Origin of the sequence: Brevibacillus sp. HB1.3 (genome assembly GCF_013186635.1) — a bacterium.
GTDB classification, from domain to species: Bacteria; Bacillota; Bacilli; order Brevibacillales; family Brevibacillaceae; genus Brevibacillus; species Brevibacillus brevis_D.
In genome coordinates, this window is record NZ_JABMIT010000005.1 from 155,158 (window position 1) to 168,794 (window position 13,637).

General features: G+C 42.7%; 12 protein-coding genes. 5 read left to right on the top strand and 7 right to left on the bottom strand.

What is annotated here, in order from left to right:
- Positions 1 to 163 precede the first annotated feature (163 nt).
- Complete coding sequence (locus tag HPY31_RS13615) at positions 164 to 871, top strand: Crp/Fnr family transcriptional regulator (protein WP_172141162.1); 708 nt, start codon at positions 164 to 166, stop codon at positions 869 to 871.
- A gap of 83 nt (positions 872 to 954) precedes the next feature.
- On the opposite strand, the gene HPY31_RS13620 is transcribed toward HPY31_RS13615, so the two are convergent.
- A complete protein-coding gene (locus HPY31_RS13620; RefSeq protein ID WP_172141163.1) occupies positions 955 to 2,454 on the bottom strand; it encodes a nitrate/nitrite transporter in 1,500 nt (499 codons plus the stop codon).
- Positions 2,455 to 2,599: 145 nt separating this feature from the next.
- Between HPY31_RS13620 and hcp the strand changes: the two genes are divergently transcribed.
- Entirely contained in the window at positions 2,600 to 3,895 is a 1,296-nt protein-coding gene (gene hcp / locus HPY31_RS13625) for a hydroxylamine reductase (RefSeq protein ID WP_172141164.1), read from the top strand.
- 62 nt (positions 3,896 to 3,957) lie between these two features.
- Here hcp and HPY31_RS13630 read toward each other — a convergent pair whose 3' ends face one another.
- The 3 genes from HPY31_RS13630 to HPY31_RS13640 form a co-directional block, all read right to left on the bottom strand.
- Positions 3,958 to 4,326: a hypothetical protein gene (locus HPY31_RS13630; RefSeq protein ID WP_172141165.1), complete on the bottom strand. Its 369-nt coding sequence runs from the start codon at positions 4,324 to 4,326 to the stop codon at positions 3,958 to 3,960.
- Positions 4,327 to 4,468: 142 nt separating this feature from the next.
- Positions 4,469 to 5,533 carry a hypothetical protein gene (locus HPY31_RS13635; protein WP_172141166.1) on the bottom strand — a complete coding sequence of 355 codons (1,065 nt, stop codon included), beginning with the start codon at positions 5,531 to 5,533 and terminating at the stop codon, positions 4,469 to 4,471.
- Positions 5,523 to 6,098 (bottom strand): sigma-70 family RNA polymerase sigma factor, encoded by a 576-nt coding sequence (locus HPY31_RS13640; protein WP_172141167.1) that lies wholly within the window; start codon positions 6,096 to 6,098, stop codon positions 5,523 to 5,525. Before HPY31_RS13640 ends, HPY31_RS13635 begins: the two co-directional genes overlap by 11 nt.
- 174 nt (positions 6,099 to 6,272) lie before the next feature.
- Between HPY31_RS13640 and HPY31_RS13645 the strand changes: the two genes are divergently transcribed.
- Complete coding sequence (locus HPY31_RS13645) at positions 6,273 to 7,094, top strand: DUF2785 domain-containing protein (protein ID WP_172141168.1); 822 nt, start codon at positions 6,273 to 6,275, stop codon at positions 7,092 to 7,094.
- A 72-nt stretch (positions 7,095 to 7,166) separates the two neighbouring features.
- Here the strand turns inward: HPY31_RS13645 and HPY31_RS13650 are convergent, their stop codons facing one another.
- Positions 7,167 to 7,760 (bottom strand): YdeI/OmpD-associated family protein, encoded by a 594-nt coding sequence (locus HPY31_RS13650; protein WP_172141169.1) that lies wholly within the window; start codon positions 7,758 to 7,760, stop codon positions 7,167 to 7,169.
- Between the two features lie 177 nt (positions 7,761 to 7,937).
- Between HPY31_RS13650 and HPY31_RS13655 the strand changes: the two genes are divergently transcribed.
- Positions 7,938 to 9,755 carry an APC family permease gene (locus tag HPY31_RS13655; RefSeq protein ID WP_172141170.1) on the top strand — a complete coding sequence of 606 codons (1,818 nt, stop codon included), beginning with the start codon at positions 7,938 to 7,940 and terminating at the stop codon, positions 9,753 to 9,755.
- A gap of 64 nt (positions 9,756 to 9,819) precedes the next feature.
- On the opposite strand, the gene HPY31_RS13660 is transcribed toward HPY31_RS13655, so the two are convergent.
- Complete coding sequence (locus HPY31_RS13660) at positions 9,820 to 11,625, bottom strand: FG-GAP-like repeat-containing protein (RefSeq protein ID WP_253901797.1); 1,806 nt, start codon at positions 11,623 to 11,625, stop codon at positions 9,820 to 9,822.
- A gap of 286 nt (positions 11,626 to 11,911) precedes the next feature.
- Here HPY31_RS13660 and HPY31_RS28840 point away from each other — a divergent pair, with 286 nt between their 5' ends.
- Entirely contained in the window at positions 11,912 to 12,778 is an 867-nt protein-coding gene (locus HPY31_RS28840) for a hypothetical protein (protein WP_253901798.1), read from the top strand.
- 251 nt (positions 12,779 to 13,029) lie between these two features.
- Here the strand turns inward: HPY31_RS28840 and HPY31_RS13670 are convergent, their stop codons facing one another.
- On the bottom strand, positions 13,030 to 13,635 hold the full coding sequence (locus HPY31_RS13670; RefSeq protein WP_172141171.1) for a hypothetical protein: 606 nt from the start codon (positions 13,633 to 13,635) through the stop codon (positions 13,030 to 13,032).
- Between the last annotated feature and the right edge of the window lie 2 nt (positions 13,636 to 13,637).

Sequence of the window (13,637 nt, forward strand, 5' to 3'; positions counted from 1 at the left end):
CATTTTTTCCTTTCGCTCGAGACCATTGTAGCAATGGCTCGTAACCCAGGTTGTGATTTATCTCACACCCCTGCCACAATCAAGACGATTTCCTCTTCCCAAACCATCAATTTATGATGATATAATGAGTTACCTATGTATCCTTGTTGTAAGGGGGTCCCACATGACCGGAAATGGTACAACGTTTGTCGAACAGATTTCTTCCGATTTTGTGAATAGCCTTGAAACGTTTTCTGTTCGGAAAAATTTCGTTCCCGGAGCCATTCTGTTTTTGGATGGTGAAAGTGCCGATCAGCTATTCTTAATTTCGTCAGGCCAAATCAAACTCACCAAAAACACGAACGATGGAAAAGAATTAACACTGCAAGTATTTGGTGCAGGAGAGCTAGTTGGCGTTTCCGGGCTCTTCGAACAGGAATTGACGTACACCTCCACAGGAACCATGCTGATGGAGGGTGAGGTATGGATCATCCCGCGACAAGGGTTGGAAAAAATGCTCATCAAAAACGGCCAATTCTGCGTAGACTTCCTGCGTTGGATGGGATTGATGAACAGGCGGATGCAGTCCAAATTTCGCGATTTGCTACTCAATGGCAAAATCGGCGCCTTGTATTCAACGCTCATCCGCATGAGTAACACGTACGGCAAGCCACACCCCGACGGAATCCTCATCGACCTTTCCCTTACCAATCGTGATTTGGCACAATTCATTGGTCTGACACGAGAAAGTGTAAACCGGATGCTTTCCGATTTAAAAAAACAGGATTCTATCGATCTGCTTCCCCACGGGCATATCTTGATTAAGGACCTTGCCTATTTAAAAGAAGCGATTTATTGTGATGATTGCCCACCTGATATTTGTCAAATGTAAGCAAAGTCTACATACTTTCCTGCACAAAAAAAGTCCTGGACTTGTCCGTCCAAGACTTTTTTTCATCCGTGATTTAAACTTCTTTATCCATGTCTTTGCTCCGCGAGCTCGCTGAACATGCCAGCATAGTACTCGACGTCTCCTGCATCGTCTTTAATCGCGCTAATCGTTAACCACTGGAGATACTGATCTCCATTCTTCCGGCGATTCCAGATCTCTCCTTGCCAATAGCCATTCTTCTTGATCGAGTCCCACATCTTTTGATAGAAATCGGCATTCTGCCTGCCTGATTTTAAAATATTGGGGGACTTGCCAATCACTTCATTCATCTCATAACCGGTCACTTTCGTAAAAGCGTGGTTCGCACTTTTAATGACTCCTCGCGTATCGGTAATCAGTATCGCCTCTCCCGTCTTTTCCATAATGGTGGCGGCGAGCTGCAGCTTCTCTTGGTAAAACATCCACATCACCAAGACCAAGCTTACCAGTGCAAACTGCGATAACGCCATGAAACCGATCGCGTAATGCCCGGTCAGATTAAACAGCAGCGTTAGGATCAACGGTGGGAAAAATCCTCCTAATCCCCCCATTGCAGATACGATCCCATTTACAATCCCCGCTTGTCGCGAGAAATACATCGGCACCAATTTGAACACAGCACCGTTACCGATTCCGGCACATGCCGCTACCAACAAGCACCCTACTGTATACATCAAAATCGATGGCGAAAACGATAAGACAATACCAGACAAAGCGAGACCGGCAAACACAATCATCAATGCCTTGAAGGGGTTCCACTTATCTCCAAGCCAGCCTCCCAATGGTCTTGCAAGTGTCGCCAAAAGAATGAACCCTGCTGTTCTCATACCTGCATCTACTTTATCCAGTTGGAAATGACTCACTAAAAAATTCGGGAGATACACGGTGAAAGCGACGAAGCAACCAAACGTAATAAAGTAGAACAAACTGATTAACCACAGCTTTTCGTTTTTGTAGACACTCTTTATCTGCTGACCAAGAGGAGTGACTACCTTAGGTTCATTTTTATCCCCCATCAAGAAGGTAAGTACTGCGAATCCCACAAGCAATAGCATAAACATCTGTACAGTGGTTGCCCATCCAAACGATTTAGCCAGAACTGGCGCTGAAAACGTCGTGATCGCTGTACCAATATTCCCCATACCGTAGATTCCGTTTACAGAACCATGCTTCTCTTTCGGATAGTATTTAGGTAGAGACGTGACACCAACGGAAAACACCGCTCCGCCTATCCCTATAAATAGCCCGCCGATTAACAAATCGGTATACGTGGTCGCCTGGCTAATATAGAAAACAGGAGCCAGCAGCAAGAGAAAGCTGATGCTAAATAATAGTCTCGCGCCAAATCGGTTACTCCAATATCCAACTGGGATTCTTAGCAACGATCCAAGAAGAACAGGAATCGCTGTCACCCACGCCACTTCGCTTGCACTCATGGGTACGGTTTCTTTGATAAAAGGCATGAGCGATGACAGAATGACCCATACCATGAACCCGACCGTAAGACTCAACGTCTGTAATGGCAACTGCCATTTTCGTACCATAAACAACACCCCTCATTTGGGAAATCTTCTTCATCCACTATGATAAGAGGCAAAGTTTGGTTTCGTTGTGATTTTAATCACAGCTCCTTTCCGGCAATCCACTTATAATCAAAGCGAAATCTTGAATCGAAGGAGTGGATTATACATGTTTTGTTATCAATGTGAACAGACTCCAACAGGTGGTTGTAAGGTCATCGGTGTTTGCGGAAAGAATGAAGATCTTGCGAGTATTCAGGATACCATTATTTTTGCTTTAAAAGGAATTGCAGCATATGCGACACATGCTCGACAACTGGGATATATCGATCCTGAAGTGGATGGGATTACACAGGAAGCTCTTTATTTTACATTGACGAATGTGAATTTCAACTTGGACGAACATTTGCAAATGGCCATGAAAGTAGGGAAGGCCGCGATAAAAGTCATGGAGCTTTTGGATCAGGCTCATACCGATCATTTCGGAGTGCCGCAGCCAATTACCGTCTCGCAAAACAAAATAGAAGGAAAATGCATCGTTGTTACGGGGCACAATCTGTTTGCTCTCGAAGAGCTGTTAAAACAGACAGAAGGCAAAGGAATCAATGTATATACGCATTCCGAAATGCTGCCAGCACATGGCTATCCCGCACTGAAGAAATATCCTCATTTAAAAGGGAACATCGGGAAAGCATGGTACGATCAACGCCAGTTGTTTGAGAAATTTCCCGGCGCTATCCTGGCTACAACAAACTGTGTGATGCCTATTCGAGGCAGCTACGCCGATCGTTTCTTTTCGTATGATATAACCGGCTTGGAAAATGTGACGAAAATCGAAGAAAACGATTTTGCGCCGCTCATTGAAAAAGCATTGTCTCTTCCTGAGGTTTCCATCGAATCGGAACTGACATTGACGACTGGCTATCATCATAAAACGGTCCTCGGCATCGCCCCTGAAATTATTCAGGCAGTCAAGGAAGGAAAGATCAAACGCTTCTTCGTCATCGCTGGTTGTGACGCTCCTGGCAAGGGTGGCGAGTATTACCGTGAGTTGGCTACGTCCTTACCGCCAGAAGCAGTCATTCTTACGACCTCCTGCGGAAAATTCCGTTTTAACGATGTAGATTTCGGCACTGTACCAGGTACCGACATCCCAAGATATATCGATTTGGGACAGTGCAATAACTCTGTTTCTACTATTACGATTGCAGCTGCATTAGCCGATGCCTTCGAGTGTGAAGTAAACGAGCTGCCGGTAAGTATCGTTCTTTCCTGGTTTGAACAAAAAGCGGTTGCCATCCTGCTCGGTCTGTTTAGCCTAGGGATACAAGATATACGGATCGGCCCAAAATTGCCTGAGTTCATTCAGCCCGGTGTTCTCCAAGTATTGCAAGACTTGTTCCATATTCAGTTGATTGGTGATGCTCAAGAAGATATGAAGCAAATGCTCGGAATCACTCAATAGGCTGTAACCGCACATTACAAAAGGAGGCACCTTCTTCTAACAGGAAGGTGCCTCCTATTTCCTTACAGCGGCAAATGCGTAACGGCCGTCCATGTTCCCACTTCTCCTGCCCGCACAGATGGGGGCTTCATTCGAACCGTTCCCCGTAATACATAATGTCGCAACCCATTTGTTGGCTCTTCTTTGTAAGCCAAGGTGCCAACAAAATTGGCATAAGGTGATTCAATCGTGATTTGCCTGGACCTCTCATCCCAACTTCCTTGTATGGGAGTCGGAGTACCACGGAAATTAACGGTACCGCTGACCCTGCCATTCGAGACATTGGATATCACCAATGTGCCCAACGTGGTTGGTCTTCCACCGAAGCTCGCTTGAATTTCCCATGTAGAGGGGGACGGCAAGCTGACCCGAGTCATCTGTCCAATTGCCACAGTCGACCTCTCCTTTCGATTGACTTGAGCGTGTAGTCAAAATAGTACGTTACAGTATACGTAGCCATCCTGAATCTTCCCGTAGGCGGAAGCACAACTTTATTTTTGACGAAAAAAGAGACGGTTCCCCGCCTCTTCTCTATTACTTCCATTCTGTTTCCGTTTTGTGTTCAATTATGGGTATGATTTTTGGTTCACTGCTTTTTATCATTTGTTTCAGTAATTCATCGCTGATCGTTACTTTATTTTTTCCGTCTTGAAGTTGCCCTTCAGCCATTGTTCTTCCAATCACATCGATCACTTGTTGTCTCGAGACATTTTTAGATCCTGCAATCTCGACAACAGTTTTCCCTTTGGCTAGTTCTTCTTTTAACTCTGTCGCACTCATTTTTAGTAAAGCAAGCAGTTTTTCATCGTTTAAAATGGAATCAGCGCTATAATCAGGCTTACCATTCAAAGAGAAAAAGCCCTCTACTTTATTGTTTGATGGTTCAAAATCTACCGGAGAAAGACTAATGGTATTACCCTGAACAAATACTTGGTAACCCCCTCCTTCTGATCCCTTCTTGGTGTAATTCAAGATAAATGTTTTTTGATCTTGATTGTCCATTTGCTCCATGGCAACCTCGTAATCTTTAATGTTGCCATACAATTTATCAATGAGCTGATCTACCTTTGCCTGGATTTCTTGATCGGATAACGTAATAAGTGCTTTTTCCTTCGGCTCCCAATTCTCTTGCGTCAGGTCTTGAATCTCATCCGTAATACCGTTTGTATGGAGGGTAATCTTTTTGCCAGTCCCCCCTTTTTCTTGCAAGACGATGCTTAGTTGGACCTTTTTGGTTGAATCATTGGGGTCTCCAAGGTAGCTTGCATTGATAATCTCAAATGATTTTGTTTCAGGAATGGCACGATACAGCTTCTCAAGTGTTGCTTTTCCAGCCTCATCCAGCTTGACTTGTTCAGAAGTCATCGGTGCTCGCGTGAGCATTTCAATCACAACGGGGGCCGCAAATGCTGCGGTTGGAATCAAAATCGCAGCAGCAACAATTCCACCAATTAATCGTTTTTTCATCGTTATTTCGCTCCTTTTTCGTTGCAAATAGTGAGAATAGGATTGTTCGATTCGTTTGGAAATGGCCGGCGGGCACTCCATCGTTTGTGCCTCTTCGTGCAGATGTTCACGGATTTTGCGTTCAATAGTCATTGATCTTTTCCATCCTTTCCACGGGGAGATTCCCTATGTTTTTTCGAAGCGCCTGGAGCCCGGCATGATATCTGGACTTGACTGTACCCAGCGGAATATCGAGCAAAGTCGCAATTTCCTCAAGCGTATAGTCGTGATAAAAGCGAAAGATAATCACTGTACGCTGTTTGTCGGTCAGTTTTCGTATGGACTGGGATATCATTTGGTTTGTACCATCCATCAACGCGGTATGTTTATCCCAATAAGACTCTTCGTGGGAGAAGGCACGGATGCGTTCAAATATGCGGAATCTCCTCCAGCTCTTGACCCGAAATCTCTGCACTTGACGAATTACCAGGCCATGCAGCCAAAACTGGAAAGGACGGTTCGTATCGTAATTAGGAAGTGAGGTCCACATTTGCATATAGATTTCATTCATGACATCTTCCCGATCCTGCTTATGATCCACCAGAAAGGAAACGGTCCGGTAGACATCCTGAAAGGTGGCGTCATACATCGTATGAAACGCTTGTTGATCACCCTCTTTCATTTGTATAAGTAATTGATACATCTCTTCGTTTTGCATTCAGAGGGCCCTCCTGAGTAAGCAGCTTACACCCTATATTGTCTCTCAATCGAAAAAAGGTTCGGTTTTCTTCGTATTTTTTTCAAAGGGCCTAACCGATTTATGTCGAAAACCTAAAGTGGCAACAACTACCAAGTTAGTCAGTTCGGAAAAATTCGAGTAGGAGCGTGTACAATGAATCTAAAAGAAAAGCTGATATCCATAAAAGAAAATGGTTACCAAGCACCATCCGATACATTTCCATTCGTATTAGAAATGATCAATGAAATTGGTTCTTTGGATGCCCAATTACGTGATGACCTCATTTATACAACCTTATCACATTGGATTCCTGGTCATTCTCTATCTGCAAACGAATTAGAACAGCTAATACCACTCATTCTAGATAAAAACCATTTGCTTTTTAAACTTGGTGAAATAAATACAGACTCCGTCTTTACTCGCTCTTTCTCCATGCTAGTCATACCGCTACTCCTCATGAGGCATAGAGAATCACCCTGTCTCTCCAGCGAGAGCATCCATGAGATAAAAGAGAAAGTATTTTTCAACGTACGGGAAGAACGCGATTACCGAGGATACGATGAAGTAAAAGGCTGGGCTCACGCCATAGCCCATGCAGCAGATGCATTAGACGATTTAGCTCAATGTTCCGAGTTGGATAAAAATGACCTCATAAGCATCCTCGATTTGGTTTACGAGAAGATGACCATCACCGATCGAATTTACTCCGATGGGGAAGATGAGCGAATGGTAACAGCCATTGTAACTGTGTTGAATAGAAGAGTACTAACCCAGAGCTATGTAGAGCAATGGATTCATAGTTTTGGTGATGTGACTAAGAGTTCCGAATTTCTTCCAGCCTTTAAACAAAAAATCAATATAAAGAATTTTTTGAAGAGCTTGTACTTCCGCTTGAAATTTTACAAAGGAAATGCCGATCTCTGCCCAACCATCGAGCAGACATTATATAAAATAGAAAACGTATACTATTCCTGATACCGTAATGAAACAAAACAAAAAAAGAGGCGGTTCTCCCGCCTCTTCTCCATTCATATCTCATCAAATACACTAATCATTTAATCCCTTTCCCTCGAGAATTTGCTGCATACATTTTTCAACCCTTGACTCTCGCGTTTTGGCTTGTTTGGGTGCTGAAAAATGAAGCAGGTAAGCTCTTTGCCGTCCCGGAGTCAATGCTTCAAAGGCAGTTTTCAAGGCAGGGATTTCATCCAATTTATTTTGAAATTCTTCAGGAATGGTATATTCTTCATGCTTTTTAAAGTCCACTTCCAAACCGGCCTTTTCAACTTCAATGGCTTCCTGAATGTAGGCCTTCAAAATAGATTCCCTTTCCATGATTTCTTCCACACTGGTGAACCGGATCTGGCGCGCAGCCTGTACATTCTCCGTTTGTTGAATGAGAATCCCATTTGGATCTTTTAACAAAGCACCTTTTTGAAACAGTAGCGCACAATATTCTTTAAATCCATGTATTAAAACGATGTTTTTTTTCTCAAACGTGTAGCAGGGATGCATCCACTTGAAGTCTTCGGTCAACTCACAGTCCAGAACAATCCTTCTCAACTTCTCGTATTCTGCCTTCCACTTTTTCGCCTTGCCTAAAAATTCATCAACCTTAGGATTCGTTTTACTTGTTGTCATCAAGGAACACCCCTCATCTCGTTGGTGTCATGTCAATTTTTAGTTTTGACATTATGGTATTTGTATTATTCGATCATCTGCTATTCAGGTTCCTTCTTTTAATGGCCTTCATCATTTGACTAATTTTCCTGTGATAGAGGGAAAACTAACGAGAAATGTCAGATAAGGGGACTACATATGATCTCAGAATTCAAGCGATTTTTACTCGGTAGACCTATGAAATCAAGTGAGCTTGCCGAAGAAAAGTTAAATAAAGTAAAGGCTTTGGCGGTACTTTCATCGGATGCTCTGTCTTCTGTCGCTTACGGAACAGAACAAATTCTTCTCGTGTTAATTTCTTTGGGCGCAGTAGCGATGTGGTACTCTCTCCCCATCTCCATTGCGGTTGTCTGTCTTTTAACCATCCTCATTTTGTCTTATCGCCAGACCATCTTTGCTTATACAACAGGCGGTGGAGCATACATTGTTGCAAAGGACAATTTAGGAACGACTACGGGACTGGTTGCAGGTGGCTCTTTGCTCGTGGACTACATTTTAACGGTCGCTGTTAGTACATCTGCTTCTACAGACGCTATTACTTCGGCATTTCCAGTCCTACATGAGCATCGCGTTCTGATTGCACTGTTCATGATTGCCATCGTGACGGTATTAAATTTACGGGGAATCACAGAATCGGCAACGATTTTAATGTATCCTGTTTATTTGTTTGTTGTCGCCATGCTCGTCCTAATTATTGGCGGGGGATATCAATGGCTGGTGGGGAATGTTCAAACTCATCCCCCTGCATATGGGGCAGTTGTTCCAGGTATAACCTTATTTCTTCTATTGAGAGCATTTAGTTCAGGGTGTTCCGCATTAACAGGAGTAGAAGCCGTATCCAATGCCATTCCCAACTTCAGGGACCCCGCACCCAAAAATGCAGCATTAACTCTTATCATGATGGGACTTATCCTCGGAGTTATGTTCATGGGCATTAGCCTGTTGGCCTATTTGTATGGTATTTCACCTAATCCTAAGGAAACGGTGGTATCTCAAATCGCTTCTACTGTTTTCGGACGAGGAATCATGTATTACTCGATACAAGCTGTTACAGCGCTTATTTTATTCCTGGCGGCTAATACTGCTTTTGCAGCCTTTCCTTTACTCGCCTTTATGTTTGCCAAGGACAGATTTATGCCAAACATGTTCATGGTTCGAGGAGATCGTCTTGGGTTTTCAAACGGGATTATTTTCTTGGCTGTTCTTTCTGCCCTATTAGTGATTGCGTTTAAAGGAGAAACGGAAAACTTAATCCCTTTGTATGCGCTCGGTGTTTTTATACCGTTTACCTTGTCACAAGCAGGAATGATGAAACGCTGGATTTCCAAAAAGCCCCGAGGGTGGTTCACACCTTTCATTATTAATACGTTAGGAATGCTAACGACCCTTACCATTTGCCTGATCTTTTTCATTACAAAAATCACACAGGTCTGGCCGATTTTTGTGTTCCTTCCTATCGTCATTTTCATCTTTAGAAAGATCAATCAGCACTATAGAGATTTGGCAAATGAGTTACGACTCGATATGGAAACAGAAAAGCCCGAACCAAAAGGGAGTGTCATCGTTATTCCTGTGGCAGGGATTTCGCAGGTGGTGAAAAACACCATTAGCTATGCACAATCCTTGTCAGACGACATTGTTGCAGTCTACGTCGGGTTCAGTGATGAAGACATGAAAAAAATGGAGGAAAAATGGGAGCTCTGGAATCCGGGAATACGCTTGATTGTCCTGCGTTCCCATTATCGCAGTATAATAAGACCTTTGTTTAAGTTTATTGATACGGTTGAATGGAAAAAGGCAGAAACAGACCATGTTACTGTCATGATTCCACAGTTTATTACCAAGCGCTGGTGGCATAACTTACTTCATAACCAAACGAGTTTATTGATCCGTGCGTATTTATTCGCCCGCCAAGATGTAAAAATTGCTACGGTTCCATACCGGTTAAAGAAATGAAGCAGTATCCATTAAGCCATAAACAACGAAGAAAACCCGTCCCTTTGTAAGGTGACGGGTTCCATCATTTTTGATTACCTTGATCATCACGACTATGATTCAAATCCAGTATGAGCCTAAAATTAGATTGAAGGACAACCCAATCATACACTTTTTTTACGCGAATGATTTCTGGCTGAATACTGTTGGGGACTCCAAAGGTGACGGTAACCACAAAGCTGCATGAGGCCGTATTTCCTGACTGATCCCTGGCTGTGCAGGTGAGCATCGTCATCCCTACAGGAAAGTCCATAGTAAAAGTTGCAACTGCAATGGGGGCAGGAGGGGAAAAGGACCGTGTCATCCCATGACAGGTAATAGAGGTCACCCCACAAGTATCAGTAGCAGTGACTTCATAGGTAACCGTAGCGGAAGTTCGCCCTGGTAAAACAGGGACTGTGATATCCTCAGGGCAAGTGATGGTTGGTGGCTCGTCAATAACCGTGATGGTAAATGAACATACTTCCGTATTCCCAAATATATCTTGTGCCGTACAGGTGACAACAGTATCTCCCACTGGAAATAGCGATCCAGAAGGCGGAGAACAGGTAACAGTGACTCCGGGGCAGGTGGCAACAGGTGTTGTATAGTTTACGATCGGGCAGGGTACTACCATGTCAGGCGGGCAGGTTGGTGGCTGCACGCAGCCATTGAGCAAAACAGAAACATTGTCCGAATCCTCGTTTGCAGTAGCGATGTCAACTCTTCCATCTCCGTTAAAATCAGCTACTGTAATGCTGAAAGGACCTGCTCCTGTAGGAAACTGAAAGGGAGTCGAGAACCCTCCTGACCCGTTGTTTATGAGTACAGAAACGTTATCAGAACCTGCATTTGGGGTAGCCAAATCAATGGCTCCATCACAATTAAAGTCAGCCGCCGTTATATCAAAAGGAAAGGCATCAGTGCCCAAGGAAAAGGGACTTCCTGCTGCTTCTGTAAAAGAACCTAACCCATTGTTTAGAAAGACGGTTACATTACTCGTAGCAATATTAGCGACAGCAATATCGATAGACCCATCACCATTTAAGTCAGCTGCTACAAGGCTAAGGGGGGATGCTCCCCCTGGAAGTACAGAGAAACTCACTCCAGGAGTTTGGAACGTACCGTCTCCATTCCCGTTAAATATCGTTATATCATTCGTGTCCCGATTGGCAGTGGCCAGATCAAGGTTCCCATCTCCGTTAAAGTCAGCCGCTACAATATCAAAAGGGGCCAAACCAGGGGTAGTGGCAAAAGGACTTCCTGGCGCCATCGTAAATACACCTGATCCATTATTCAACAACACAGTAATGAAGCTAGTTCCTGTAATTTGGCCTACATTTGCTATAGCTAAGTCCACACCGTTTACACCATCAAAGTCACCTGTAGCAATAGCAAAAGATTGCGAAACAGCCGGAAACACACCTGTACTATAAGCTACAGGTGCAGCAAAGGTGCCATCCCCGTTATTCAAAAGGATAAAAACGCGGTCATTGGGAGTTTGATCTGTTACAGCCAAATCAATAAAGCCGTCTCCATTAAAATCTGCTGCTGCAATTTGCCCTAATAAAGACCCAGGGAATAAAGTACTGAAAGGTATCGTTTGAGATACGGAAAACACGCCGGAACCGTTGTTGATAAGAATAGAAACATCGTTGGACCCAATATCCACTACAGCTAGGTCTATTAAACCGTCTCCATTAAAGTCAGCAGATGTAATGCTGGATGGAGATGTCCCTCCCGTATCATATTCGACTGCGGGCTGAAAAAATGGGCAGGCCAAATTGGATTCACCCTTTCTTACAGGAATACAGGCAGCCATTCTCTCTTCGAGATGCTTCACTTCAAACATAAATACAGGTTAAAAAGTGCATGTGGTGTATACGATGCAAATGTCTTTGATTATGATATGGCTGTTTAGGCGTGAATGTGAATCTGCTCTTCTTGTATGACTCAATCCCAAGCAAACCCGTCTCATTAAAACAGGGACGGGTTTGCTATTTTTTGAACATATATTGAACTTTTTAACTGATTATTCCTTTGATTTGAATTTATTCCTTTTACTGTTTTGCTCAAATCAAGGAAATGTAATATATTTCTAAGGTAAATTATCCATTTTTTACACATCAAGGAGGACTATGATGAATTTAACAAAAAGGTTCTGGAAGCAAATCTTTAGCTTTGCCCTCATGTTTTCTGTTTTATTTTCAGCTCAGAGCATCGGTCATGCTGAGGAACAGTATACAGAAAATGTAGTTCCCGTAATGACAAGTGACACATCTCCTAGTGGTAAAGCAAGTGCGAGCCGAGTATTTAATAACAACTTTGCTTACTATGCCTTTGACGACCGTAATAAAGGCTCGTTCTGGTACTCAGATAAAGTTCAATCTTGGCTAGAATACGAATTTGAAACACCAAAGCGAATTGAAAAATATGCAATTCTACCAAAGTGGGAAATTCTCGCTCCAAAAAATTTCACATTTGAAGCTTGGAATGGAACAGAGTGGATTGTATTGGATACCCAAAATTTGGTATCGTGGCGTTCTAACGAAAAAAAAGAATTTGTATTTACAAACAGTGCTTCCTACAATAGATATCGTATAAATATAACAAAAGGTTTTGATAATTCAGTTGTTGGTATCACAGAATTAGAGATGATGGAAAATGCTAATCCGACTAACCCAGATCCAAATCCCAATCCTAACCCAGACCCAAATCCTAACCCAGATCCAGATCCAAATCCTAACCCAGATCCAAATCCTAACCCAACTGGTGACAATGCATTGCTTGTAATTAAAATGATCAGTGGTCTTGAGAAGGAATTTGAGCTAACTGCATCGGAAGTACAGGACTTCATCGTCTGGTACAATGGCCGTGCAGATGGACGTGGCAAAGAAACATATATGTTCGATAAGGACTTTAACAAGGGACCATTTACTTCACGCAAAGACTATGTGGCATTCAGCAAGATTCAATCCTTTGAAGTCATGGAATATACCAAATAACACGAAGAGGCACCTTCTATCTAACTGAATGGTGCCTCAAAATTTTGAAGACGCTGAAACCTGCTAGTGTGTAGGGGGGAACGCCCAGCTCCATCATGCCAATTGGTCGATCGCACCACCAATCCGAAGTCTCTTTTACGTCAACATACGATATGAACGCCAACATATCTGTAGTTAATTGTACGCTTATCCACATAGTAACAACCGAAAAAAGCCCCCGAATCGATCGGAGGCAATAATTTAACTAATATTTAATTATACTTCTCTAAAACTTCTTTCTTCAATTTATTAAACTGCTCAACATTTTCACCAAAATATTCACTTTCCTCTAAACTACGGTACGTATCAGTTTGTTGTGCTTTTTTAGCCTTTGTATTCTGCATACCTGCACTGATATCATATTTACCCTGATACATTCCAATAATTGCATATCCATCTTTATCACCTGTATCTCTCAAGAATAATACGTAGGTACCTTCTTCATTCATGAGATTATAGCCTTCCACTGTATCAAAAACATCACCCTCGAAATAAGCAGGCTCATATACAGAGATTGTATCTCCTTCTTTAAGACTTCCCTTGTGAACCTTCTGTATTTTCACTTCAGACTCTGAAGCAGTTTTTACATCACCTTCGCCAAGATTCCATTCTTTTAATGATCTCTTTCCGGTAAATTCAGCTTGCACTATATAGCCGGAGTACTTTTCAACCTCTCCGATATTTTCAAACAAAATAAAATCGGCCTTATTCATAGCAACTCTATAATCTTTTTCAGTAGGTTTTAATTCTTTATAAGAAAATGCTCCTCCTACTAACAAAGCAATTGTAGCAACAGAAACAGCGATCAATTTTTTCATAA

What these genes read in the sequence shown, in the direction of transcription:
- HPY31_RS13615 (WP_172141162.1), top strand. Translation starts at nt 164, where the DNA reads ATGACCGGAAATGGTACAACGTTTGTCGAACAGATTTCTTCCGATTTT.
- HPY31_RS13620 (WP_172141163.1), bottom strand. Translation starts at nt 2,454, where the DNA reads ATGGTACGAAAATGGCAGTTGCCATTACAGACGTTGAGTCTTACGGTC.
- hcp (WP_172141164.1), top strand. Translation starts at nt 2,600, where the DNA reads ATGTTTTGTTATCAATGTGAACAGACTCCAACAGGTGGTTGTAAGGTC.
- HPY31_RS13635 (WP_172141166.1), bottom strand. Translation starts at nt 5,533, where the DNA reads ATGACTATTGAACGCAAAATCCGTGAACATCTGCACGAAGAGGCACAA.
- HPY31_RS13640 (WP_172141167.1), bottom strand. Translation starts at nt 6,098, where the DNA reads ATGCAAAACGAAGAGATGTATCAATTACTTATACAAATGAAAGAGGGT.
- HPY31_RS13645 (WP_172141168.1), top strand. Translation starts at nt 6,273, where the DNA reads ATGAATCTAAAAGAAAAGCTGATATCCATAAAAGAAAATGGTTACCAA.
- HPY31_RS13650 (WP_172141169.1), bottom strand. Translation starts at nt 7,760, where the DNA reads ATGACAACAAGTAAAACGAATCCTAAGGTTGATGAATTTTTAGGCAAG.
- HPY31_RS13655 (WP_172141170.1), top strand. Translation starts at nt 7,938, where the DNA reads ATGATCTCAGAATTCAAGCGATTTTTACTCGGTAGACCTATGAAATCA.
- HPY31_RS13660 (WP_253901797.1), bottom strand. Translation starts at nt 11,625, where the DNA reads ATGTTTGAAGTGAAGCATCTCGAAGAGAGAATGGCTGCCTGTATTCCT.
- HPY31_RS28840 (WP_253901798.1), top strand. Translation starts at nt 11,912, where the DNA reads ATGATGAATTTAACAAAAAGGTTCTGGAAGCAAATCTTTAGCTTTGCC.
- HPY31_RS13670 (WP_172141171.1), bottom strand. Translation starts at nt 13,635, where the DNA reads ATGAAAAAATTGATCGCTGTTTCTGTTGCTACAATTGCTTTGTTAGTA.